This window comes from Leptolyngbya boryana PCC 6306 (genome assembly GCF_000353285.1).
Taxonomy (GTDB): Bacteria; Cyanobacteriota; Cyanobacteriia; order Leptolyngbyales; family Leptolyngbyaceae; genus Leptolyngbya; species Leptolyngbya boryana.
In genome coordinates this window covers 85,605-108,004 of record NZ_KB731324.1, presented here as the reverse complement: position 1 = coordinate 108,004, position 22,400 = coordinate 85,605, and the positions used below count along the sequence as shown (strand labels likewise).

Sequence of the window (22,400 nt, the reverse complement as noted above, 5' to 3'; positions counted from 1 at the left end):
CTAATCTGTTGAGTTTATTCCTCCATTGCATTCAATGGGTTTTGCCGTCCGTATCGCAATACTGTTGACATCCACACCAATTCATCTAAAAAGCGATCGAGCCGACGAATCTGAGTCGCTTCATCAATCAAATGACCCATTTCATCAAACAAAGATTGAACATTACTAAAATTTAGATCATAGAAAGTTGTCACTAATCCAAGCTCACGCATCACAGGCAGCAGGTTCTGAATCACCCTTGTTCCACCAAATGCACCTGCTGAAACTCCGCACAATCCTACAGCCTTGTGAATGTATTCCTTGAGGCAAGTATCCAATACATGTTTCAACAAACCCGGATAGCCGTGGTTATATTCTGGAACAACAATGATCAATCCATCAGCACGTTCCATCGTGGCGGAGAACTGAGAATTTTTGATTGATTCACCTGCATCATCAACTGCGATCGCAATCGTGCGAATATCAACTAACTCAGTCTCAACTCCGTCTCTAGCGGCAACTTGCTCCACCACAAATCGAGCAACCAATTCACTCTGACGACCTTGCCGAGATGTCCCCAAAATTACGGGAATAAATAACGCTTTGCGCATACTACTGCTCCTGATAGTTCCAAAGCAATCCACCATCGACCACAAATGTGCTGCCCGTAATGTAATTTGCGTCTTCAGATGCCAAGAATGCGACCAAAGATGCAACATCTTGAGGGTGCCCTAACCGCCCTAATGGAATGTTGTTCAGCAATGCCTGTAATTTTTCAGGATTGTTCAAAAGCTGTGTGTTGATCGGAGTCTCGATCGCACCAGGAGCCACATTGTTAATCGTAATCCCAAGCGCACCTAGCTCAACTGCTAGATTACGAGTCATCATTCTCATTCCGCCTTTACTAGCACAATAAGCTGTAAAGTTGGGAAAGGGCAATTCTTCATGGACAGAGCTAATGTTGATGACTTTCCCAGGACGGTTTGTTTCGATTAAATGCTGCACAAAAGTTTGCGTAGCAAAGAAAACGCCTTTCAAGTTAACATTCATCACCGCATCATACTCTGCTTCCGTAACTTCCCAGAAGGGAGCATGTTTCTCAATTCCAGCATTGTTGACCAAAATATCTAGCTTGCCAAAATGCTCAATGCTCTCAGTAATCAATTCTCGCACCATGTCAACATTACCGAGATCAGCTTGAATTGAATACGCTTGTGAGTGCGGACATTCCGCAAGATAGCACTTTCCTCCGATCGCATTAACTTTTTCTAGCGTTTCTTGAGCGCCTTCTGGATGAGATCGATAGTTGATTACCACATCTGCTCCTATTGCTGCTAAATGTAGAACAATTTCTTGCCCAATCCCTTGACTGCTGCCTGTAACTAAAGCAACTTTTCCATCAAGTCGCATATCTTACTTCCTCAATCAACAATGTCATTCATTGTGACTGAGAGAAGAAGCTGAAAGATGAGTTCTATCTAAGAACTCCAGCTTAAATTGCTAACATTTTAATGAAAAAATTCTTAGGTGATTTTCAGCAGATTCTCATATTGGAAGGCTTCACATTCAGTCTCCAAGCCACGGTAGTGTCAGAGTAAATTTGTATCCCGATTATCTAGATCGCTAAATCGTTGTAAAATACCGATGCACCTGACTTCTCGCTCAGATTCGGCATAATCCAAGATGCAAGAACCGATTCCTCGATCCAGACAGTCAAGATTCCCCTGTGCTGCAATCCAGGGAAAAATTATACTGGCGTATCATCACCCTTTGTAGAGCAATAATTGCAGGATTTACCTCTACATATCGTCGAGAACGATCGCGTAAATAGTTCTCATACTCACTCTCAATCATTGCGATATCTTGTGCTAAAAATCTCATAAATAGACGGTTGCGAATTACACGCTCTAGCACAGGTTGTAATAGGGCAATGAGCCATTTTGGGAGGCGAACGTTAACAAACAGAAGTGAGAATGAACGACTTTCGTGTTGAGAGATCGGCGATCGCATCAGATAGAGGTAAGACAAATCTTGCAGAGAATTGATGTAGTTAGGATATTGATAATTTACTGAAATCGTTCGAGTGATCACTTTAGAAGTATCATTTAATCCTAAAAATCTTGCGATCGCTCCTCGATATGATACCCGATAATCGGCTCGGACAGAAGCTTCTGCTTCTTCCAACTTGAGCAATACGGGATCAAACCATCCCTGTAGATTTCGATGCAGATATCCGTGAAAAACATCCATCGTATTTTCATTGCAAATCGTGTAGTGAGCATTAAAATGTGCGCTCACTGGAATCATTAACCAGTTGGGATTTGCATATTGCGGAATGTCTAGGAGAGGAATCTGATCTGCTTGGGCTGGATCGCCTGGAAAAACAAAAATAATACCGTACTGTTCTCGAACAGGAAAAGTTCTCAAACAAGCAGTCGGCAACTTCTGATCAATTGGAAAATATGGAATGTGAGTGCATTGTCCATTTTGAAATTTCCAGCCATGATAAGGACAAACAATCGCATCTCTCTGAACAACACCCCGATGCAATGCTACTCCTTTATGTGGGCAACGATTTTCTACCGCTCTCACAATGTTTTGATCATCACAATAGATAGCAAGCTCTTGATTCCAGAGTGTGATTGCAAGGATTTGCAAAGGCTTGATCTCATGTGCCCAGGCTACGGCATACCAGTAGTTGGGGTTGATGCCAATCTCGCGCACTTGCCCTTTGAGTCTGTGTTCTGACAGTGCAGGTGTAAGCTCTATCATGCTCTTGTTAAGAATACGATTGTTTGTCTGTGGTAGTCAGGTCGTCTATCAGGACTATCCTGCAATAAAATCTAATGCAATTCCGTTGATGCAATAGCGTTTACCTGTAGGTCGAGGCCCGTCTTGAAATACATGCCCCAGATGCCCACCACAGCGACGACAATGAACTTCTGTGCGAGCAATAGAAATCGTATAATCAGGTGATGTCGCGATCGCATTTGCAATCGGCGTGTGAAAACTGGGCCACCCTGTTCCACTATTGAATTTTGTTTCTGAAGTAAAGAGCGGAAGTTTACAGGCAGCACAGACATAGCTTCCCTTGCTGTACTGTTTATCAAGTGGGCTTGTTCCTGCTCGTTCTGTGCCATGCTTGCGGAGGACATAAAACTGCTCTGGTGTTAGCAGATTGCGCCACTCTGTTTCAGTTTTGATGATTTCAAATGAGCGTTCTGGCATATTTTTTGGATTCTGGCGGAGGGTATGGGATACCCAAACGGTTCCTGCAAGCGCTAAACCTGCTTGCACAAAATATCGTCTCTTCATCGTTCGGTCGTTCGGGGATTCGTACATTGAACTATTCAGGACTGAGAAACTTCTGAAGTGAAGGTTTAAATTCGATAAAGCTTGCCTGAGAAAACAATGAGAATAAATATTTGAGCGTAAAAAGCGGCGACAGAGTTCAGATTAATTAGAGCTTCTCAGCTTGTTTTCAGAATTCTTTCAGATATAGCTCAGGCTTATATTCTATGCTCAATTCCTAGTGATAGCAGCTTATTGTTTACCGCTATGGCGCATATTCTTTTAGTCGAAGATGAAGTTGCACTTGCACAATTTATTTCACTTGAGCTAAGTAATGAAGGATATCAGGTCAGTACAGCCCACGATGGGATGACTGGACTTGCTATTGCACGGCAATCTCTGCCAGATCTTGCCATTCTGGATTGGATGCTACCGGGACTGTCTGGGATAGAACTTTGCCGCCGATTGAGAACCACAGGAATCAAGATTCCAATCATCATGATGACAGCAAAAAATGAAGTAGAAGACCGAGTTGATGGACTAGATGCTGGAGCAGATGATTATATTACAAAGCCGTTTAGTGTAGAAGAACTGTTCGCACGAATTCGTGCTCATCTTCGCCGAACTCAAGAAGTGTATGAAAATATCTTGCAAGTAGGTGAGCTAAAATTGGATCGACTGACTCATCAAGTGTTACGGGGAGATCGCTTAATCGATTTAACGGTCAAAGAATTTGATCTTCTCGCTTACTTAATGCAGAATCCTCAACAGGTTTTTACGAAAGAGCAGATTTTGGAAAACGTCTGGGGATACAATTTTGGCGGGGATTCAAACGTGATTGAAGTCTACATTCGGTACTTGCGATTAAAACTCGAGCAGCAAGGTGAAACACGCATCATTCATACCGTACGTGGAGTGGGCTATGTTATCCGAGAATCATAGTCAATGAATCATAGTCAATGAATCATAGTCAATGAATCATAATCAATCCTCTTTGCTCAATTTCGTAGCATGGGTAACGTAACAATGAAGGTCGTACCTATGCCGGGTTCAGAATCAAGGGAAAGCGTTCCACCCATTTTCTCAACTAAAATTTTGACGATCGCCAGTCCTAATCCGGTTCCTCCTGTGGCTCGACTGCGCGAAGGATCAATGCGATGAAAAGGTTCAAAGATCAACACTTGATCAGACTGGGGAATTCCTTCGCCACGATCGCTCACCTGAATGACAGCACAACCATTCTCTTGAGTTAACTGGATCACAATTGGTAAATCGGGTTGAGAATATCGAATCGCATTCTCAATCAGGTGATCTAGCACTTGCATGAGGTGATCCCGACGTGCTTGAACGCGAATCGGAATCGGCGAAATTTCAAGCTGAATATTCGGATGATCAAACTTACCCCGCATATTTGCGATATTGCGCACAAACTCATTGAGAATCAGAGGCTCTTGAGGAAGCGAAACATCTAAGCTCTCTGCTCTTGCAAGATCGATCAAGTCTTGTAGAATCAGGGTCATTCGCTCTGCTTCTTCAGTTACCATTTTCAGGCTCTCTTCCTGACTGGGAGACATAGGAATACGCTTGACGGTGCGCTGAAGGTATCCATAAATCACACTGAGAGGAGATCGCAGCTCATGAGCAACATTGCTAATAAATTGCCGCTGCTGCTGCTTGATGGCGGCTTTCTGACTGAGCGTCTCGCTCCATGCTTGAGCAACGACTCGAATCTCGCTTGGCATTGCTCTAGTTGTAAAGGGATTGGATTGGGAATTTGTTGCTGTGGTCTGTATCCAGTGCTGCAATTGATTGACGGGACGCAACAAGAGCCAGGTTACTGCTAAAGTTGCGATCGTCATTCCAATCATCACAATCAAGCTCAGGTTGACCAACTGACTAGAGATCGTCAGAAATTGTGCTTCAGTCAACTGATCGGAGTACATCATCAGCACAGTCTGAATGCTCCAATGACTCAATTGCTGATAGATCGCAATTGCGATCGCACAAATTCCAATTACAGTGACAGCAAGCCGAAACTGCAATGAAGCGAAATCAAACCTTTTCCGCCTGTTCTGCCCATTTGAAACCTGCCCTAGCCGATTCATCAACTTTACTCATATATAGAGGGAGTTCGTTTTAGATTAGAGAGTGTTTGAAAAGTTGATTACCTCACCCGTCCCGACTTGCAAATCCAGGTCTAACTGTGCGAAGCCTGTTGCAATAAACCGAAGAAATAATGATAGTCGGCTTCTAAGTCTTTCAGTAGACTTCGTTCTACTAGCATCAGACTGGAAGATGGCAACCAGAGTGAAGAGATTTCTGAGACTTTTCAAACATCTTCTTAAATTGAAATTCTAAATATATATTTTTATTGATCTCACAGTCCTCCAAACCACTCGTATCCTTGATCTTCCCAATATCCTTTTTGAGGCATCAGTTGCGCTGTGAGGATAATTTGAGTCACCCATTTACTTTGCTTGTATCCTAACTTGACCGGAGAAGCTAAACGTAAAGGAGCACCATGCTCGACTGAGAGCAGTTTTCCATTATGCTGATATGCCATCAAGGTTTGAGGATGCATTGCTGAGGCAAAATCCCAACTTTCGTAGTAGCCATCAGCCGACTTAAAGTAAACATAGCGGGCGTTCAATTTTGGTTGTGCTAGTTTCAACAAATCCTGAAGCTTCACTCCGCCCCATTGGACAATTGCAGCCCATCCTTCTACACAGACATGCTGAATCACCATTGAAGTAAAAGGTAGCGACCGGAGATTAGCAAGGCTCAACTGCATCGGATGGTTTACTTCCCCTGAAATTTCTAATCGATATTGGGCTGGATCGATTTTTGGCGTCTGATCAAAAGTATTGATGAGTAATTTATCAGGTTCAACTTGATGGATAGAAAACTCAGGCACAGGCTTTTGGCTGAGTAGCAAGGATTGTGTCGCTTGGTTCAAAGGTTCAATGACTTGTCCGATTTCTTGTGCCCCAAAATTTGAACCGCAACTGCTGAGCAATAAACCTGCTCCGGATAATCCAGACCACTGGAGTAATTGACGACGAGAAATCGGTTTAGACATCGTTCGATCACTCCTAGATAAACATCGATTTCACAAGCCGAATTGTGCCAACTTTGAGTGCCAAAATTGAATGCACAGCTGTGAATACAACAACAATTGGAACAGTAATAAAATGAATTGTTCGCAGTGTTTGCCAATTGATAAATAAACTGTACAAACCGTGAAACTGAGCAGGCTTATACATCGCTAAACCCGATGCGATCGACAAAATGAGAATGGGAACGATCGCAGTGTAAACTACTCGATGCAGCGCATAATTTTTACGTTTTGCATTTTGACTAACGCGCAGTGCTTTAACATCACTACTGCTAGCATATCGACGCTGCCAACGGCGAGACAAACCAACATAGATCCCGTATCCCAAAAGATTGAGTGAGTAAATCCACATCGCTGCAAAATGCCAATTCCGTCCCCCTGCTAGCCATCCACCTAGCGTCAAAAAACTAGGGAAATGCCACCCGTCTCTTCCCCCAAACACCGGATTCGCATTATAGATCTGTAATCCACTGAACAGCATAATGAACAGGCTAATCAAATTTGTCCAGTGGAATATCTTAGCGAGTAAAGCTTGAGAAGGAGCCGGAGGAGATTTTTGGCGTTTTACAGCATCCATGATCGCAGTGCCTCACAGTGAAGTTTTCGGGAAAAATGGTGCGAGCCAGAGTTGAACTTGCACATCCCAACCTAGTAAGATTGCGATCGCACTCAAAATCACAATGCTTCCACCAATTTTTTGCAAGGTCATACTCTGCGATCGTAAGTTCAACAAGTGCTGAGTCAACTTTCGCCCACCATAAGCAATTATCAGCAAGGGTAGAGCAGCTCCCAATCCATATGCCAACAATAACCAAAAGGCGCTCATGGCTTGATGTTGTACAGCCGCCAACACTAAAATCCCGCCGAGTACGGGACCAGCACAAGGTGTCCACAACAATCCTAACTGAGTCCCCAACCAAAATTCGCCCCACAATCCAATGCGTGGAGAATTCTGAACCCATTTCAGAGTGGGGAAATAGCTCAAAAGAGTATAGCTCCAGCTTGGGCATAGGGTGAGAAGTCCAAGCCCTAATAAGATTGCGATCGCAGTGTATCTCAAGAAGTTCGCAATTCCTGTTAGCCAGCTTGTACTGATTCCCAGTAAACTTCCAGCTACAGCGAATCCTCCAACTAAACCGAAAATTAGAGCAATTGGACCATAGCGATGAGATTGCAGCGATCGACCAATAAGCACTGGAAGAATTGGCAATATGCAAGGAGAGAGGATCGTGAGGATCCCTGCCAAAATTGCAATCTGAATAGAAAGGGTCGATGGATTCATAACACTCTCTCTTTAAGGAGGGTTTGAATCATCTGCTCGGTCGTGTCATATGCACCTTCGCCGATATGGTCGTACCGCATTAACCCACGTCGATCAGCTAAAAACAGATGAGGCCAGTACTCATTTTGATAAGCTTTCCAGGTTTTGTACTCATTATCAACTGGAACTGGATAGGTAATTTGATGCTTTTCGATAGCTTTCCGAATATTGTTAGGCTCACGCTCAAATGCGAATTCTGGGGTATGAATCCCAATGACTTTTAAGCCTTGTGCTGCATACTGGCGATGCCATCGAGTAATGTATGGGAGAGTTCGTTGGCAATTGATACAGGCAAATGTCCAGAATTGAATCAGAACCACATTGCCCTTGAGATCTGCGATCGAGAGTGGAGTTGAATTTAGCCACTGCTGAATTCCCTGGAAGTCGGGTAATGGATTGCCAGATGCTTGCACACTGACAAGATCTTGCTTGGGATCTAGGATGGGTTGTGCAGTTAAAGATTGTTTGTCTTGGCTAGGCTTGAGTTTTAGGGCAGTAGCTCCAGCACCGACCACACCCAACCCTAAGTAAAGAAGAAGCTGACGACGCTGCCGGAAAATTCTACCCATAAAACTTACCAAAAGTGAGAATTGATCGCCCTGATAACACTATGGCTTTGTCGCATCACCATCTTTCTTCATGGCATCACCATCTTTCTTCATGGCATCGCCTTGTTTCATCGCATCACCCTGTTTCATCGCATCGCCATCTTTCTTCATCGCATCACCCTGTTTCATCGCATCACCATCCTTCTTCATGGCATCACCATCTTTCTTCATGGCATCGCCTTGTTTCATGGCATCAGGCTGAACTGGGTTAGTTGTAGCGGGCTTTTGACTATTGGGAGTGGAGCAAGCGACAAGCATACCCACTGAAGCTAGAATAATCAGAGAAGCAATTGTTTTCATGGTTTTCACTACCCATATGATATAAGTTCTAAACTGTGCTATTCACTCGAATGGCAAACACTCAAGCACCTGCTACTCTTTGGAGTATGGGGGACTAAACTAAGCTGTGCATGAATATAGCCCTAAAATTTGCTGAGTTTAGTCTGAGAATTGGCTGAGAATAGAGGACTTATTCTCAATATAATCTCGCCATAGTTGTGCAAGGTCTTGTGCTTTCTGTTGTTTTTCTGAAACAACTTGGTAGATTCGTCGAGGACGACCGCGTTTTGCTGGCTTCTTCCAATAGCTTACGACCATTCCTTCACGTTCTAGAAATCGTATTGAACTCTGTAAGATTGTGTCAGACAGTCGGTAGCCTACATGGTCATTCCTAAGTTTCTGGACAAGCTCAGCCCCGTAAGATTCCCCTTTTGACAGTAACACTGACAGCACATAGCAAACTGTTAGCTCCTGATTGAGAAAGATGACTGGCGGAGCCTGAAAAAATTGATAAATATCTTGCAAGGTCAGGGATTGCTGAGTGTTTGACATTTGGAGATCAATACGAATGTTACTGCTTAAGTACTGTTGTTGCTGCATTACTTTGGCGATTAGCAGAATGAGTCGCGGTGCTGCTGTAAATCTCTGTGATTGAATCAAGTAATTTTAAGGCTTCAGGATACGATCGCTGAAATGAATTTCGCCCAATGATCGAACCGAATCCATTTCCTGCATGAATAGCATGAATTTCATCGAGTAAGGCATGATCGCTGTCGAACGCACCACCCGAGAAAATCACAATGCGCCGTCCGTTAAACGTGCATTGCACCACATGCCTGACTCGCTCTTCCAGCGTTGTAATAGGAATGTTTTGTGCTTGATAGATTTTACGCGCTTCATCTTGCTCGATATGCTCTGAAGGGAGCTTAACTTTAATAATGTGTGCGCCAAGTTGAGCCGCAATATGAGCAGCGTAGGCAGTCACATCGATCGCAGTTTCTCCAGCCTTACTCAGTCCTGCTCCACGCGGATAAGACCAGATAATAACAACTAAGCCGTAGCGCTTTGCTTCTTCAGCTAAAGCACGGATTTGTCCATACATCTCTAAACGATGAGATGAGCCTGGGTAAATAGTAAATCCGATTCCAACACAGCCCAATCTCAAGGCATCTTGAACACTGCCTGTTATGGCTTGATCAGGATCAGTTTCATTCAGAAGCAAATCGTGATCGTTGACTTTGAGAATCAATGGAATTTGACCCGCAAATTCGCGCGCACCTGCTTCTAAAAAACCAAGGGGTGCAGCATAAGCATTACAGCCAGAATCGATCGCGAGCTGAAAATGATAAAGCGGATCATAAGCAGGTGGATTGAGCGCAAAGCTGCGAGCAGGTCCATGTTCAAAGCCCTGATCAACAGGTAAAATTACGAGTCTCCCTGTCCCTGTAAGCTTACCGTGATTGAGCAAACGAGCGAGATTGGTTAGTGTTCCAGGATTGTCACTACCATACCAACTCAGAATCTCTTGGATGCGTTGAGTCATTGGAAGTTCCTTAGTAGGTTTGAGGTATTACAGTCTATGCTTGCAGCATTTGTTCGTAAAGTGTCAGAGTTGCCTTGCTGCCAATGATTAACGGCGATCGCTGATGAATTGATAGAGGTTGAAGCTCTAAAACACGCTTTGTCTCGGTTATTGCCATTCCCCCAGCTTGTTCGACAATAAAAGCAAGGGGCGCACATTCGTAGAGCAGCCGGAGTTTGCCATCAGGATAGTCAGGAGTTGATGGATAGAGATACACCCCGCCCTCAATCAAGCTCCGATGGACATCTGCAACGAGCGCACCGCTATATCTTAATGAGGTATGTTGCTGATTGAGATGAACAATGAGTTTTTGAATGTGAGGTTGCCATTCTTGGGCATAGCTGAGATTTGCGCTGTAGTATTTACTTTCACTGGGACATTGAAGGTTCAGGTGAGAGAGTAAAAATTCGCCCAAGCTTGTATCGAGTGTAAATCCATTGACCCCATGACCACAGGTGCAAACCAAAACTGTACTCGTACCATAAAGAATATAGCCTGCTGCAACCATCTCTGTGCCTGAGCGCAAAATATCTTGCTCTACGCTACAGCATCCATTGTAAGTTTTGCGCTGATAAACACCAAAAATGGTTCCCAAGGCTCCACTACTATCAATGTTAGAGGAGCCATCCAGCGGATCAATACACAGAACATAAGGCGTATGATTGCGACAATCCATAAATTTTGCCATTTCAAGCTCTTCAGAAGCTAGAGCCGCTACTAGCCCTGTGTCTGAGAAGGCTTCAATGATAGTTTGATTGCTGAAAACATCGAGTTTTTTTTGAGCGTCCCCGGTTGCATTCTTATCTCCGACTAACCCTAGCTGTCCAACCAAGGCGGCACGGCTAATTTCACGAGTTAGAATCTTTGCAGTATAACCGATCTGGCTGATTAGAATCGAGAGTTCTACTGGAATATTGAAGGCTTTTTGCTGCTGCCAAAGATATCGATCAAGGGTCATTGCTTGTGTAATCATGTCCCTACCTCCCACCAATGTCGCTGATCCTGTTGCAGTAGAGCGTCTGATTCCTGTGGTCCCCAGCTGCCTGCTGTGTAGTTCGGGAAATTGCGTGGGGGCAATGATTGCCACACATCCAGGACTGGTGTGATCACATCCCAACTAATTTCAACCGTATCAGCACGCTGAAAGAGTGTTGCATCTCCAACCATACAATCATAAAGTAAAGTTTCATAGCCTGTACTTGGAGAGGTTCCAAAATGCTTGGCATAGCAAAAATCCATTTCAACCGCACCCGTTTTCATCACAGGCCCAGGAACTTTAGCACCAAATTGGACATGAATCCCTTCATTCGGTTGAATTCTAAGTCGAATTAGGTTAGGTGTAGGTTGTTCCATTGAAGTTTGGCGAAAAAATACTTGAGGAACTTGCTTGAACTGAATCACGATCTCGCTAACTCTATCCGACATTGCTTTTCCTGTGCGAAGATAGAAAGGGACTCCTGTCCAACGCCAGTTATCAATGAATAATTTCAGAGCAACAAACGTTTCGGTGACTGAATCTGAAGCAACTTTAGGGTCATCCTGATAAGCAGTTAGGGGTTTGTCTTGCACAGTACCAGCTTTGTACTGACCTCGGACGGTATGGGTGAGAACCTCTTCCGGTTGAAGTGGACGAATCGATCGCAGAAGCTTAGTCTTTTCATCTCGGACTGCATCTGCTTCAAAAGAAATCGGCGGCTCCATTGCAATCATTGCGAGTAACTGAAAGAGATGGTTTTGAACCATGTCTCGCAATGCCCCTGTCACATCATAGTAACCCCCTCGATTCTCGACTCCAACTTGTTCAGCTACGGTAATTTGTACATGATCGATGTAGCGATGATTCCACAGCGGATCAAATAAGCCATTACCGAACCGAAAGACGAGAATGTTTTGAACCGTTTCTTTGCCTAGATAGTGATCAATGCGATAAATTTGATGCTCTTTTAGAGCCTTGCTCAAAGTTTGGTTGAGCACGCGGGCTGAGATGAGATCATGCCCGAATGGTTTCTCGAGAATTGCACGTCGCCATTGACCTGCTGTTTCGTCAACAAGTCCTAAGGAGTGGAGTTGCCAGATAATTTCGCAGAAAAACTCAGGAGCAGTCGCAAGATAATAGAGATAGTTACCCTGAGTATGATGGGTGTGGTCAATTTGATCCAGGAGTTGTTGCAGTCGATCGTAGGTTTCAGCCTGCTTGAATTCGCCTGAGAGGTAGTAGAGCCGCTTGCATAACCAATCTCGCTGCTCAGCTTCAAGGTAAGGAGCAAGCTCCTGCATTGCAGAATTCATCGCTTGACGGAATTCTTCATGATTCATGGAAGCGCGCGCGACTCCAACGATCGCAAAGTTGTCCGGTAGTAGATGACCCTTTGCTAAATTTCCCAAAGCAGGAATGAGCTTGCGTTTGGTCAAGTCTCCGGCTGCTCCAAAAATGACGATCGTACAAGGCGGAATAGATGGGGGAGATTTCGTCATGGCGATAGCTCCACAACTGGCTCAACATGCCCTCCAAACTGCTGACGCATAGCAGACAGCATCTTTTCAGCAAAGGTATGATCTTGTCTGGAGCGAAATCGAGCATACAATGCAGCAGACAAAACTTCTGCTGGAACGGCAGATTCGATCGCTGCCATAATCGTCCAACGTCCCTCTCCAGAGTCTTGGACATACCCAGTGTAATTAGAGAGCGATGGATTTTCAGTTAATGCGATCGCAGCAAGATCTAACAGCCACGATCCCACCACACTGCCGCGTCTCCAAACCTCTGCAATCTCAGAAACATTGAAATCATAGCTATGAGATTCAGAGATTTCTGGAGAATTTGCATTTCGTAGAATGTCAAAACCTTCGGCATAAGATTGCATCAAGGCATATTCAATGCCGTTGTGAACCATTTTTACAAAATGTCCTGCTCCATGCGAACCGCAATGTAAATACCCTAACTCTGCTGTAGAATTTAGCTGCGCTTGTCCAGGAGTCCGAGGAATACTACCGATTCCAGGTGCAAGAGATGCAAAAATTGGATCGAGCTTCTGAACGATAGAGGTTTCTCCACCAATCATCAGGCAGTAGCCTCGCTCTAGCCCCCAAATGCCGCCACTTGTGCCAACATCAATATAGTGAATACTACGATCGTGAAGCCATTTTGCTCGACGCACATCATCCTTGTAGTAAGAGTTGCCTCCATCAATGATGATGTCTCCAGGAGACAACCTTGCGGCGACCTCTAAAAGGCTTTCTTCAGTCACAATGCCTGATGGCAACATCAACCAGATCACGCGCGGAGCTGCTAATTGCTCAACGAATTCGTCAAGCGTATTTGCTCTTTTCGCCCCTTCAGTAACAAGCTGCTTCACTTTGTCCAAACTGCGATTAAACACCACACATTCATGACCATGTTTGAGCAAGCGGCGGACAATATTTGCGCCCATGCGTCCCAGCCCGAAAACACCAATTTGCATTCTGTTCTCCTATCAAAGACTTCAATATCAACTAAATTAATGCGATACGTACTGCGGTCTGTAAAAGCTCTAAATCTGCCTGTGTATTCTGGCTCAGATGCAACCTAAGTAATCGACGATTGCGTTCTGCTAAAACCTGAAAATCACCCTGTGCTTGAGCTGCTTTGACGACTCCAAAGCTATAGTTCTGTCCAGGAATGTCAAGATCATTCTCAGGCTCGTTCGTAATTTGTAGAAATACCCCTGTATTTGGGCCACCCTTGTAGACTTGCCCTGTGGAATGGAGAAATCTTGGTCCAAAGCCTAGACAAGTTGCGACTTGTTTAGCATCCCGAATTGCATGGCGAATCGCTTGCAAACACTCGTAATACACAGGATTCATTTCGATGTAAGCCAAGAGCGCAAAATAATCTCCAGGTTTCAGCCGATTCAAATGCGATCGCAAATAGCTTGTTAAAGAGTTCTCGATCGCTGCTTTTGCGAAGGCATCCTTGTCATGTGGAGCCGAATATATCTGAATTTCTAGTTGCGTAGTGAGCGGCTCTGCTGTAGAAAGAATCCTAGTTTTTTCATAGTCTAGCATGAGCTGCTTTGTTGCAATTTTACTCGCTTCTACATCAGGCTGGTCAAAAGGATTGATCTCTAGAATTGCTCCTGCTACTGCGGTTGCGATTTCCCATCGGAAAAATTCTTGTCCTAAATGCTCAGGAGTCGCGACTGCGATTCTGACCACTGGAAATCCTGATTGTTCTAAAAGAGCGATCGCAGCATCTTGAGCTAAATTGGGTGCAGATTCCAAGCGAATGTAGATGAATAATCGATCTCTACCATACTTTTCAGGTGTAGAGAGTGCCTCTTGATCGATTGGAATGATTCCTTTCCCAATCTTGCCGGTTGATTCTGCTAGAAGTTGCTCTAACCAAGCCCCCAAACTTGCAATGCTGGGAGAGGTCGTCAAAGTAACTTTATCGTATCCTTGATTAGCAAGCACCCCTAAAATTGTTCCAAGAACGACACCTGGATTATCTTCAGCAGGAACAGAAGGCGCACAAGAATGTACCATTTCTTCCGTTAGGCGTAAAAATCTTGCAATATCTACTCCCATGAGTGCAGCAGGAACCATACCAAAGTTAGACAGCACAGAATAGCGTCCACCAATGCAAGGTAATCCCAGGAATGTTTGATAGAAGCGATCGTTGATTGCAATCTGCTGAAGTTGAGAACTAGGATCAGTAATGGCAATGAACTGTTGTCCTGCTGCTTCTACTCCAACAATTTGTTGCACTCGGTCGAAAAAATACTGCTTGAAAATATGAGGTTCCAAAGTACTGCCAGATTTACTAGAGACAATAAACAGTGTTCGCGGCAGGTTAATTCTGCTTTCAATTGCTCGAATTTGGGCAGGATCAGTCGAGTCGAGTATATGCAATTCTGGGAAGTTTGGAGTCTTGCCAAATGTCTGCTTCATCACTTCAGGACCAAGAGAAGAACCGCCCATTCCCAACAGTACAACATGGGTAAAATCGCGCGATCGCACAGCCTGAACAACTTGCTTCAGAGGATCCAGATGAGCCAGTTGATCATCTGTAATTCCAAGCCAGCCGAGCCAGTAATTTTCATCCGTATCTGTCCAGAGTGACGCGTCTTGCGCCCACAAACGGCGAATTTTTCCACTCTGCCGCCATTCAAATAGATGCATTTGAACCGCTTCATCAAGTGCAGGAGGCAGACGATAGGTCATGCGATCAATTTGATCTCCTAGTATCGTCTCGCGCTTTCGAGCGACAGCACTAAGAAGTGCATCAAATGCGTCTTGAAAAAGCTTTATGCCTTGCTGGAGAAGGTGATCTGCAATTTGTGAGAGTGAGATTCCCACCTGTTCTAACTTTAATAAAACAGCTTCTGCTGCTTCAATCTGTTCTGGCAGACTCAAGCGAGGCTGACCATGATCTAGAAATGCTGCCAATGTGACAGGTGGTACTGTATTGACTGTATCTGCTCCGATCAGCTCTTCAACATAGACCACATCTCGATAGTGTGGATTTTTACTGCCTGTACTGGCCCACAGCAGTCTTTGAGGATGAGCGCCTTTCTCTGCTAGTTTTTGCCAACGAGGACTAGTGTACAACTGCTGATACTTGCGATAAGTCAATTTTGCATTCGCGATCGCGCTTTTTCCTAATAGACCTCTTAGGAAATTGCAGGTATGAGAATCTGAATTCGCGCTGAGTTGAGCATTGAGTAACCCATCGATCGCAGTATCGATTCGACTAATAAAAAAGCTGGCAACACTCGCAACCTGGCTGACATTTCCTCCTTGCGCTGCAAATCTCTCTAATCCTGCCAGATAAGCATCAGCGACTTTTTCATAAGCCGATTGAGAAAATAGCAAGGTTATATTGACATTTATGCCATTCCCAATCAGTGCTTCGATCGCAGCAATTCCCTCAGGAGTCGCCGGAACTTTGATCATCAAATTAGGACGCGCAACCGCTTGCCATAGTCGATGTGCTTCTGCAATTGTTTCAGCAGTCTTGTCAGCAAGATAGGGAGAAACTTCCAAGCTCACGTAGCCATCTTGCTTTTGAGTACGAATGTAGGTTGGAAGTAAAATATCAGCCGCCGCTTGAATGTCAGCAATCGCAAGTTCTTCGTAGATTGATAATGCATCGCGATCCTGAACCTGTTCGAGCACATTCAAAACTTGATCATAATCAGTGCTTCCAGCGATCGCCGTTTGAAAGATAGCAGGATTAGAAGTCACACCCTGAACTTTACCAGAATCAACTAATTCTTGAAGTTCGCCACTGTTAATGAGACTGCGACGAATGTAATCTAGCCAAATCGATTGTCCATAGTAATGTAGAGACTGGAGCGAGGTGATGGGCTGATTGTCAGACTGTACGAGAGATCGAGTCATACTTAAAATTCCTCTTAGCTTAGATCAATAAGCGAACAATGATTGTTTGAATTAGCCTGAAGTATTGTTTCCTTGAGGTATCGTGTGGCCCCTATCAAACCAACATAGGGATTTAAGACGATGTGGATAGGAATTTGCTCTAGTAATGCACTCACTCTGCCTTTTGCAAGAAATGCTTTAAGGAAAGTTCCCTCTTGCATGAGGGGCAAAATCTTAGCGGCAATCCCCCCTGCAATATAGATACCTCCATATGGCAAAAGCTTTAGCGCCAAATTTCCTGCTTCTGCACCATAGGCTTTGACAAATATCTGTAATGCTTTCTCTGCTAACGGGTCTTGTGCATTCAGCGCTGCTTCAGTAATCTTAGAGGTTAAGTCGATATCTTCTTCAGGGAGAAGTTGGTCTAGCCCAGTGTGATATCGCAGAAATTGATAGATTGCTAAAATTCCATTTCCAGAAACGACCTGTTCAACAGAAACATGCTGAGTTGGAGATCGCTTGAGTAGATATTGCAACATTTGACATTCTAGTTGGTAGTGTTCTAGATGTGTGGGCATAACGTTATACTGCTCGCCCGAACTCATGACGATTGATGAATAATCCAATCACAGTATCATGCATCTTCTCAGTCTTGGAAAAACAGATCGTCTTTCTGGCAAGCCGCTTGATCCGAGTTCTCAAAGTTAGATGTTTCCGCTCAATGCGCTGTGTGTTGGCTTTGCCAACCGTATGGTGCTGCTCATCTAGCAATCGCAAGTAAGCTCCCCAACTATCGGTGTAAAACCGTTGAATCGAAAAAGGAGCTAACAGTTGCTGAAGTTGCTTAAGAGCTGAGTCTTCATGGGTGGCTAGCACATAGGCAAGGACTTTTCCAGTTTGATGGTCAATCGCGTGCCACAACCATCGTTGATGCTGCTTTGACTCGACAAAACTCCACATCTCGTCCATCTCCGCCGCCTCGACTCTGACGACCATGACTGCCGTGTTATCCGGTTGGTGCTGTTCGAGCAGACTTATGTTTACTTGTTCAAGTTGACTTGACTTTTTTTCAGTCGTTTCAATCACAGTCGTTGGGCTAATCTTCAACACTCTGGCGGTATCACGAATACCACTGCCGTTGATTGCCATGTCGCTGATTTGCGCTTTGACTTCAGGCAGTCGTCCTCGATAGCTAAAGTTCAAGATAAATGATCGTCTCGAACACTCTAAGTTACGGCAACAATACCGTTGTTTTCCAGCAGCACTGCGACCATGCTTAACGACATCCACACTCTGGCAATCGGGACATTGAACAGGTTCTAGGACCATCTCGACTCAGCCCTCTAACACATCGTTTTCATTCTGCCATATATCCACATATCTAGAACACTACCTTCTAGTTCAGTTTGTGGAGCAAAGTCTGCATGTCCACCTTCTGAAGCATAGACTTGACGGTTGCTCCTAGTATGATGGAGCAAAAAGCCTTCTCCTAAGCCAGTACCTGCACCAATGACTGCAATTGGTGCGCAAGGTCTTGATTGCCCGACTTGAATCGTAGATAAATCAGCCTGAGTAAGCTCAAGTAATCCATAGCTGACGGCTTCAAAATCGTTGATCAACGCAATATTTGGAATGCCCGTTTCTTGAGTCAGGCGAGACACTTCTAAAATCCAGCCGAGGTTTGTGAGATGTGACGTATTGTTGATCACAGGTCCTGCGATCGCAAAACAAGCTGCATCCGCTCTGAGCGGTCGATTCAGCTTTGCGATCGCTTCTGCTGAGAATTTGGAAATCACTTCAGTCAAATCTGAAAAATCTCGACTGCGATATCGACCTTCACATAAAATTTGGGACGATTGTGAAGTAACTTCTGAGAAGCGCAGAATTGTCTTTGTCCCTCCGATATCTCCGGTTAGGATGATCACGGCATTTACCTCGAATAAAAGCTGGATAGCTTGATTCGATCTCGATAGAGTTCAGGAAACTGCTTCTCAAGTCGTTTAAGCTTGGGCAAATCATGAACTACGACATAGGGATAGTTCGGATTATGCTGGACGAAATCCTGATGATAAGTTTCAGCCGCATAGAATTTCTGCAAAGGCACAACTTGAGTTACAATCGGTTTTTGAAAGGACTGCGCTTGATCGAGCTGCTGAATATAAGCCTGTGCAACCTGTTGCTGCTCAGGAGTTGTGAAAAAAATGGCAGATCGGTATTGAGAGCCACGATCGGGCAATTGCTGGTTCAGTTGAGTCGGATCATGTGCGACAGCAAAGTAAACTTTCAGCAGTTGACCGTAGGAGATTTGAGTCGGATCGTAGGTGATGTTTACAACCTCTGCGTGTTGCGTTTTACCTAAACTAACTTGGCTGTAAGTTGCAGTTTCAGCACTTCCTCCTGAATAGCCAGACACGACCTGAGAAACTCCCTTTAACTGCTCAAAGATTGCTTCTATTCCCCAGAAACATCCACCTGCTAGCACGATCGTCTGCTGATTTAGGTTGCTTGGAACAGCAATATCGATCTCTGGATCAGGAAGTGCAACAAAGTTGGTGTCGGATGGAAGACTTGAATTGAAAGACGGCGTTCGGAGCGTTATTCGGCTACTGAGTGAGATCGCGATCGCGGCAAGCAACACGACAGAGGAAGCAAGTATTAAAGGGCGAATCCACGAAAGCGGTTGATATCTCATATCATTAACATTCTCTGTCAGGTATGTTCGGGATAGTGTTTATCTTGCACGACTTGCCTGAGAATTAGATGAATATGACCTGATAATTTCTACAGATTTTCCTGAGATGTTTCAATCTACTTTCAGGTCATTTCTTACGCTATTCTGCCACCAAAAATCAGTAAAAAATATGCTTTACAAATGAAATTGATCGTCTACTATTATATTGGTCTGTTCAACGGTAATGTCCTCAGACAGCGCTTACTCGAAAGTTTCAAAATTGCACTATAGTCACTCTAAAACAGACTGCAAGAACTGAGAAGTTAGAGGTAAGAGAGTATGACTTTTCTCTGTGACATTGGAGTTAGAGATCGAATATTGGAAATCCCATTGGAACATAGAAAACTAGGAGAGAATGTATGTCAAATTTTTGGCGAAACTGGATGACCGTCTGGTGCATCGGAATCGGTTTATTTGGAGTCACTTTAGCAGCAGGTGCTTTAGAAGCAACTAGCGAACCGACTCGGATCGTATTTCAACTGCTGAATGGTCCTGGAGAACTCAATCTTGATTCACATATGCGCTTTAGTTTAGCAGTACTCGGAGCCGTGTCAATCGGTTGGAGCATCACTTTGTTTGCCGCAATACAAGCCGTAAACCAACTTGACAAAGCTGCGAGCAAGCCAATCTGGATATTAGTCATCGTTTCAGTGTTGACCTGGGCAGCGATCGACACCGCTTTATCGATCGCCACAGGGTTCTGGCGCAATGCGATTCCTAACCTTGCATATGTGCTGACTTTTTTATTGCCAGTGTTGCAGAGCGGTGTACTGAAAGACTGAAAAAACTGTACAAAAGCAGTAGTGTAGATTACACGACTGTTTGCTATGTTAAATCGATTTGAGCAAGAACTATGAACAACCGATTTTCATTTGTTGGGGGTAAGCAGGGCGGATGGCGCGTTACCGGAATGCAAGGAATGATCGGGAACAGCTTAGCTCCTGTTGAACGGATCGATGTTGTAAACGATGCCATTACAGAACTTCCCTTAGATAGCGTGTGGGTGCTACAGAGCTTTACTAGCAATGTCCGGTATGCAAAGCGCGACGAGCTTACTATGCTTCAAGCGGTACAGCCCGGATTGAATCGAGCAGAAGCTGCGATCGCAGTACTCATTCCCATTAAAAAATCGGCTCAGTGGTGGGAAATGGCACAGGATGAACGACGTGCCATTTTCGAGGAAGAATCTCATCACACAGCAGTTGGATTGGAGTATCTTCCGGGGGTTGCTCGTCGGTTAATGCACTGCCGAGACTTAGGAGAACCGTTTGATTTTTTAACTTGGTTTGAGTTCGCGCCAGAACATACTCAGGCATTTGATGAGTTACTGGTGCGGATGCGGGCAAGCAAAGAATGGGAGTATGTAGAACGCGAAGTTGAAATTCGTCTAGAACGTGATCTGGAGTGAAATGGAAGCAGAGATTAAGATCGCGACGATCGCGGATTTAGAAATTTTGCTGCCACTGGTTCAAGAGTTTCACGCAGTTGCAGATTTGCATCTTGCAGACTATCAAAGAGAGAATTCCGTCAAGATGCTGCTTACACATGCGGAACTTGGCGGAATTTGGTTGATTTGTTGTAGAAGTCAAGTTGTCGGTTACATTGCACTCTGTACTAGTTATAGTATTGAATTTGGCGGAAAAGATGCCTTTATTGATGAGTTTTATATTAAACCTCTTTTTCAAGGTAAAGGACTTGGCAAACAGACCTTAGAGCAAATCAAAACGATTGCAAAAGCGCTTGGTATTTATGTAATTCACCTTGAAGTCTTGAAATCGAATCTGAGCGCTCAGAAGCTCTATAATCAGTCAAAATTTGAGAATCGCGAGCAATATGTTTTGATGTCAGTTAGCTTGTAGCCAATTCATAGGTTCATCGGGAGATACACACTTACTTTGGTTCCTGATACAGATGATTCAATTATTAGTTCCCCTCCATGTGCTGCGATAATTCGCTTTGAAATTGCTAGTCCTAGTCCTGTTCCAGAAGGCTTTGTCGAGCAAAATGGAGTTCCAATTTGAGACAATAGCTCTGGTGGAATCGGAGCGCCACCGTTGTGAATCTCAATGCAAATCGAATTTACATTGATGCCTGGACGAATTGAGCAATCGACGGCTTCCTGAGGAGCGATCGCTTCAAATGCGTTCCGAAATAAATTCAAGAATACTTGCTTTAACTTATCAAGGTCTGCCATCACTGCAACTTCTGGAAGGCTGTTAGTATATTTGATTCGGCGGTCAACTGCTTCGGGTACATCTTGAACCTGAAGCAGAAATTCATCTAGAAACAGACTGAGATTGAGTCTTGAGAGTTTTAAAACTTGCGGCTTTGCGTAATACAGAATGTCATTGAGAAGATGCTTCAGTCGTTCAGATTCCTTTAAAGCAAGGTTAAGACGCTGTTGGTCAGAATCAGGCTGCAATACTTTTTGAGCGTATCTCAAGCCCAGTTCGATCGTAGTCAGTGGATTTCGCACTTCATGGACAATCATTGTTGTAAACTCACCAATTGCAGCTAACCGTTCTTGTTCAATCAGTTGACCTTGCGATCGCTTCAAGTCAATTGAGCAAGCTGCTGCCTCTTGAGAGAGTTGCTGATTAACTTGTAGCTGATGTTGATAGAGCCAAAAATTCTCGATCGCGGTTGCTGCTCGCTCAGCAAATAATTCAACCATCTTTACTTCAGCTTCTGTAAATGAGCGGGGGTGACATAAAAACGAGCAAATCGTGCCAATTGCTGCTTGGTTCCTCATTTTTAGCGGCACTCCCAGATAGGCGTGATACTCACTTGCAAGATTGTGATCCCGCATATTTTGGCGGTTTTCGATGACCAGAGATCGCACGGATTGAACCACTTCTGCTGCCAGGGTGCGATGAACGCTGAAGCTAGCACTTTCCCGCCGCATCTCAAGATTGCTTGCAATGATTTGCCCGGTCTCCCCTTGGCAAAGCGTCACGATCGTCCAATCTGACTGAATCAATCGACTCACGCTCCGTGAAATTTCAGTTAAATAGGCAGCCAAATCGCCCGATCGATAATTTAACGTCGTCAAATACTCCATTTCTAATTCGGGAGAGACAGTAGACATAAAACTAGCAGAATTCACGGGTGGCTGAGACTTAGACATCATCTGT

The 22,400-nt window shown here is 44.4% G+C and carries 25 protein-coding genes; 4 read left to right on the top strand and 21 right to left on the bottom strand.

Features of this window, described 5'->3' with window-relative positions; all coding sequences use genetic code 11:
• Positions 1-14 precede the first annotated feature (14 nt).
• From LEPBO_RS0100505 to msrB, 4 genes are all read right to left on the bottom strand, one after another.
• On the bottom strand, positions 15-590 hold the full coding sequence (locus LEPBO_RS0100505) for an NADPH-dependent FMN reductase (protein WP_017285562.1): 576 nt from the start codon (positions 588-590) through the stop codon (positions 15-17).
• A gap of 1 nt (position 591) precedes the next feature.
• The gene (locus LEPBO_RS0100500; protein WP_017285561.1) at positions 592-1,389 is read right to left on the bottom strand and encodes an SDR family NAD(P)-dependent oxidoreductase; all 798 of its coding nucleotides are present in this window, start codon (positions 1,387-1,389) and stop codon (positions 592-594) included.
• Positions 1,390-1,692: 303 nt separating this feature from the next.
• Positions 1,693-2,751: an aromatic ring-hydroxylating dioxygenase subunit alpha gene (locus tag LEPBO_RS0100495; protein WP_017285560.1), complete on the bottom strand. Its 1,059-nt coding sequence runs from the start codon at positions 2,749-2,751 to the stop codon at positions 1,693-1,695.
• A 54-nt stretch (positions 2,752-2,805) separates the two neighbouring features.
• Entirely contained in the window at positions 2,806-3,294 is a 489-nt protein-coding gene (gene msrB, locus LEPBO_RS0100490) for a peptide-methionine (R)-S-oxide reductase MsrB (RefSeq protein WP_026148316.1), read from the bottom strand.
• A 243-nt stretch (positions 3,295-3,537) separates the two neighbouring features.
• On the opposite strand from msrB, the gene LEPBO_RS0100485 reads away from it, so the two are divergent.
• Positions 3,538-4,212, top strand: a complete 675-nt coding sequence (locus tag LEPBO_RS0100485) for a response regulator transcription factor (RefSeq protein ID WP_017285558.1) — start codon at positions 3,538-3,540, stop codon at positions 4,210-4,212.
• 56 nt (positions 4,213-4,268) lie between these two features.
• Here LEPBO_RS0100485 and LEPBO_RS0100480 read toward each other — a convergent pair whose 3' ends face one another.
• The 16 genes from LEPBO_RS0100480 to msrA form a co-directional block, all read right to left on the bottom strand.
• Positions 4,269-5,375: a sensor histidine kinase gene (locus LEPBO_RS0100480; protein ID WP_017285557.1), complete on the bottom strand. Its 1,107-nt coding sequence runs from the start codon at positions 5,373-5,375 to the stop codon at positions 4,269-4,271.
• A gap of 272 nt (positions 5,376-5,647) precedes the next feature.
• Positions 5,648-6,349 carry a molybdopterin-dependent oxidoreductase gene (locus tag LEPBO_RS0100475; protein ID WP_017285556.1) on the bottom strand — a complete coding sequence of 234 codons (702 nt, stop codon included), beginning with the start codon at positions 6,347-6,349 and terminating at the stop codon, positions 5,648-5,650.
• Between the two features lie 13 nt (positions 6,350-6,362).
• On the bottom strand, positions 6,363-6,962 hold the full coding sequence (locus LEPBO_RS0100470) for a cytochrome b/b6 domain-containing protein (RefSeq protein WP_017285555.1): 600 nt from the start codon (positions 6,960-6,962) through the stop codon (positions 6,363-6,365).
• 12 nt (positions 6,963-6,974) lie between these two features.
• Positions 6,975-7,667: a cytochrome c biogenesis CcdA family protein gene (locus tag LEPBO_RS0100465; RefSeq protein WP_017285554.1), complete on the bottom strand. Its 693-nt coding sequence runs from the start codon at positions 7,665-7,667 to the stop codon at positions 6,975-6,977.
• Positions 7,664-8,275, bottom strand: a complete 612-nt coding sequence (locus LEPBO_RS0100460) for a thioredoxin family protein (RefSeq protein ID WP_017285553.1) — start codon at positions 8,273-8,275, stop codon at positions 7,664-7,666. The genes LEPBO_RS0100465 and LEPBO_RS0100460 overlap by 4 nt, the downstream gene beginning before the upstream one ends.
• A gap of 39 nt (positions 8,276-8,314) precedes the next feature.
• Entirely contained in the window at positions 8,315-8,614 is a 300-nt protein-coding gene (locus tag LEPBO_RS0100455; RefSeq protein ID WP_017285552.1) for a hypothetical protein, read from the bottom strand.
• Between the two features lie 138 nt (positions 8,615-8,752).
• Positions 8,753-9,145, bottom strand: coding sequence for a PadR family transcriptional regulator (locus LEPBO_RS0100450; RefSeq protein ID WP_239741251.1), 393 nt, complete (start codon positions 9,143-9,145; stop codon positions 8,753-8,755).
• A gap of 19 nt (positions 9,146-9,164) precedes the next feature.
• Positions 9,165-10,136, bottom strand: a complete 972-nt coding sequence (locus LEPBO_RS35700; RefSeq protein ID WP_017285550.1) for a class I fructose-bisphosphate aldolase — start codon at positions 10,134-10,136, stop codon at positions 9,165-9,167.
• A 34-nt stretch (positions 10,137-10,170) separates the two neighbouring features.
• Positions 10,171-11,148: a class 1 fructose-bisphosphatase gene (gene fbp / locus LEPBO_RS0100440; RefSeq protein WP_017285549.1), complete on the bottom strand. Its 978-nt coding sequence runs from the start codon at positions 11,146-11,148 to the stop codon at positions 10,171-10,173.
• Positions 11,145-12,650 carry a glucose-6-phosphate dehydrogenase gene (gene zwf, locus LEPBO_RS0100435; protein ID WP_017285548.1) on the bottom strand — a complete coding sequence of 502 codons (1,506 nt, stop codon included), beginning with the start codon at positions 12,648-12,650 and terminating at the stop codon, positions 11,145-11,147. Before zwf ends, fbp begins: the two co-directional genes overlap by 4 nt.
• Positions 12,647-13,636, bottom strand: coding sequence for a phosphogluconate dehydrogenase (NAD(+)-dependent, decarboxylating) (gene gnd, locus LEPBO_RS0100430; protein WP_017285547.1), 990 nt, complete (start codon positions 13,634-13,636; stop codon positions 12,647-12,649). The genes zwf and gnd overlap by 4 nt, the downstream gene beginning before the upstream one ends.
• Before the next feature lie 31 nt (positions 13,637-13,667).
• Complete coding sequence (locus LEPBO_RS0100425) at positions 13,668-16,556, bottom strand: bifunctional transaldolase/phosoglucose isomerase (protein WP_017285546.1); 2,889 nt, start codon at positions 16,554-16,556, stop codon at positions 13,668-13,670.
• Positions 16,557-16,570: 14 nt separating this feature from the next.
• Positions 16,571-17,113 carry a glucokinase gene (locus LEPBO_RS35695; protein ID WP_051077746.1) on the bottom strand — a complete coding sequence of 181 codons (543 nt, stop codon included), beginning with the start codon at positions 17,111-17,113 and terminating at the stop codon, positions 16,571-16,573.
• A gap of 4 nt (positions 17,114-17,117) precedes the next feature.
• Positions 17,118-17,864: an IS1 family transposase gene (locus tag LEPBO_RS40730; RefSeq protein ID WP_017285544.1), complete on the bottom strand. Its 747-nt coding sequence runs from the start codon at positions 17,862-17,864 to the stop codon at positions 17,118-17,120.
• A gap of 14 nt (positions 17,865-17,878) precedes the next feature.
• On the bottom strand, positions 17,879-18,460 hold the full coding sequence (locus LEPBO_RS35685) for a glucokinase (protein WP_017285543.1): 582 nt from the start codon (positions 18,458-18,460) through the stop codon (positions 17,879-17,881).
• A gap of 5 nt (positions 18,461-18,465) precedes the next feature.
• Positions 18,466-19,227, bottom strand: a complete 762-nt coding sequence (msrA, locus tag LEPBO_RS35680) for a peptide-methionine (S)-S-oxide reductase MsrA (RefSeq protein ID WP_081614707.1) — start codon at positions 19,225-19,227, stop codon at positions 18,466-18,468.
• Positions 19,228-19,625: 398 nt separating this feature from the next.
• Here msrA and LEPBO_RS0100400 point away from each other — a divergent pair, with 398 nt between their 5' ends.
• From LEPBO_RS0100400 to LEPBO_RS0100390, 3 genes are all read left to right on the top strand, one after another.
• Positions 19,626-20,048 (top strand): hypothetical protein, encoded by a 423-nt coding sequence (locus tag LEPBO_RS0100400; protein ID WP_017285541.1) that lies wholly within the window; start codon positions 19,626-19,628, stop codon positions 20,046-20,048.
• 71 nt (positions 20,049-20,119) lie between these two features.
• The gene (locus LEPBO_RS0100395) at positions 20,120-20,674 is read left to right on the top strand and encodes a chlorite dismutase family protein (protein ID WP_017285540.1); all 555 of its coding nucleotides are present in this window, start codon (positions 20,120-20,122) and stop codon (positions 20,672-20,674) included.
• 1 nt (position 20,675) lies between these two features.
• A complete protein-coding gene (locus tag LEPBO_RS0100390; protein ID WP_017285539.1) occupies positions 20,676-21,125 on the top strand; it encodes a GNAT family N-acetyltransferase in 450 nt (149 codons plus the stop codon).
• A 5-nt stretch (positions 21,126-21,130) separates the two neighbouring features.
• On the opposite strand, the gene LEPBO_RS0100385 is transcribed toward LEPBO_RS0100390, so the two are convergent.
• On the bottom strand, positions 21,131-22,396 hold the full coding sequence (locus LEPBO_RS0100385) for a GAF domain-containing sensor histidine kinase (protein WP_225903955.1): 1,266 nt from the start codon (positions 22,394-22,396) through the stop codon (positions 21,131-21,133).
• Between the last annotated feature and the right edge of the window lie 4 nt (positions 22,397-22,400).

Coding starts and splice junctions, on each gene's coding strand:
- msrA (WP_081614707.1), bottom strand. CDS start 19,227: ATGAGATATCAACCGCTTTCGTGGATTCGCCCTTTAATACTTGCTTCC.
- LEPBO_RS0100500 (WP_017285561.1), bottom strand. CDS start 1,389: ATGCGACTTGATGGAAAAGTTGCTTTAGTTACAGGCAGCAGTCAAGGG.
- LEPBO_RS0100485 (WP_017285558.1), top strand. CDS start 3,538: ATGGCGCATATTCTTTTAGTCGAAGATGAAGTTGCACTTGCACAATTT.
- LEPBO_RS0100390 (WP_017285539.1), top strand. CDS start 20,676: ATGGAAGCAGAGATTAAGATCGCGACGATCGCGGATTTAGAAATTTTG.
- LEPBO_RS0100460 (WP_017285553.1), bottom strand. CDS start 8,275: ATGGGTAGAATTTTCCGGCAGCGTCGTCAGCTTCTTCTTTACTTAGGG.
- LEPBO_RS35695 (WP_051077746.1), bottom strand. CDS start 17,113: ATGCCCACACATCTAGAACACTACCAACTAGAATGTCAAATGTTGCAA.
- LEPBO_RS0100425 (WP_017285546.1), bottom strand. CDS start 16,556: ATGACTCGATCTCTCGTACAGTCTGACAATCAGCCCATCACCTCGCTC.
- LEPBO_RS40730 (WP_017285544.1), bottom strand. CDS start 17,864: ATGGTCCTAGAACCTGTTCAATGTCCCGATTGCCAGAGTGTGGATGTC.
- LEPBO_RS0100450 (WP_239741251.1), bottom strand. CDS start 9,145: ATGTCAAACACTCAGCAATCCCTGACCTTGCAAGATATTTATCAATTT.
- LEPBO_RS0100470 (WP_017285555.1), bottom strand. CDS start 6,962: ATGGATGCTGTAAAACGCCAAAAATCTCCTCCGGCTCCTTCTCAAGCT.
- LEPBO_RS0100400 (WP_017285541.1), top strand. CDS start 19,626: ATGTCAAATTTTTGGCGAAACTGGATGACCGTCTGGTGCATCGGAATC.
- LEPBO_RS0100495 (WP_017285560.1), bottom strand. CDS start 2,751: ATGATAGAGCTTACACCTGCACTGTCAGAACACAGACTCAAAGGGCAA.
- LEPBO_RS0100385 (WP_225903955.1), bottom strand. CDS start 22,396: ATGATGTCTAAGTCTCAGCCACCCGTGAATTCTGCTAGTTTTATGTCT.
- LEPBO_RS0100475 (WP_017285556.1), bottom strand. CDS start 6,349: ATGTCTAAACCGATTTCTCGTCGTCAATTACTCCAGTGGTCTGGATTA.
- zwf (WP_017285548.1), bottom strand. CDS start 12,650: ATGACGAAATCTCCCCCATCTATTCCGCCTTGTACGATCGTCATTTTT.
- LEPBO_RS0100465 (WP_017285554.1), bottom strand. CDS start 7,667: ATGAATCCATCGACCCTTTCTATTCAGATTGCAATTTTGGCAGGGATC.
- LEPBO_RS0100480 (WP_017285557.1), bottom strand. CDS start 5,375: ATGAATCGGCTAGGGCAGGTTTCAAATGGGCAGAACAGGCGGAAAAGG.
- fbp (WP_017285549.1), bottom strand. CDS start 11,148: ATGATTACACAAGCAATGACCCTTGATCGATATCTTTGGCAGCAGCAA.
- gnd (WP_017285547.1), bottom strand. CDS start 13,636: ATGCAAATTGGTGTTTTCGGGCTGGGACGCATGGGCGCAAATATTGTC.
- msrB (WP_026148316.1), bottom strand. CDS start 3,294: ATGAAGAGACGATATTTTGTGCAAGCAGGTTTAGCGCTTGCAGGAACC.
- LEPBO_RS0100505 (WP_017285562.1), bottom strand. CDS start 590: ATGCGCAAAGCGTTATTTATTCCCGTAATTTTGGGGACATCTCGGCAA.
- LEPBO_RS0100395 (WP_017285540.1), top strand. CDS start 20,120: ATGAACAACCGATTTTCATTTGTTGGGGGTAAGCAGGGCGGATGGCGC.
- LEPBO_RS35700 (WP_017285550.1), bottom strand. CDS start 10,136: ATGACTCAACGCATCCAAGAGATTCTGAGTTGGTATGGTAGTGACAAT.
- LEPBO_RS0100455 (WP_017285552.1), bottom strand. CDS start 8,614: ATGAAAACAATTGCTTCTCTGATTATTCTAGCTTCAGTGGGTATGCTT.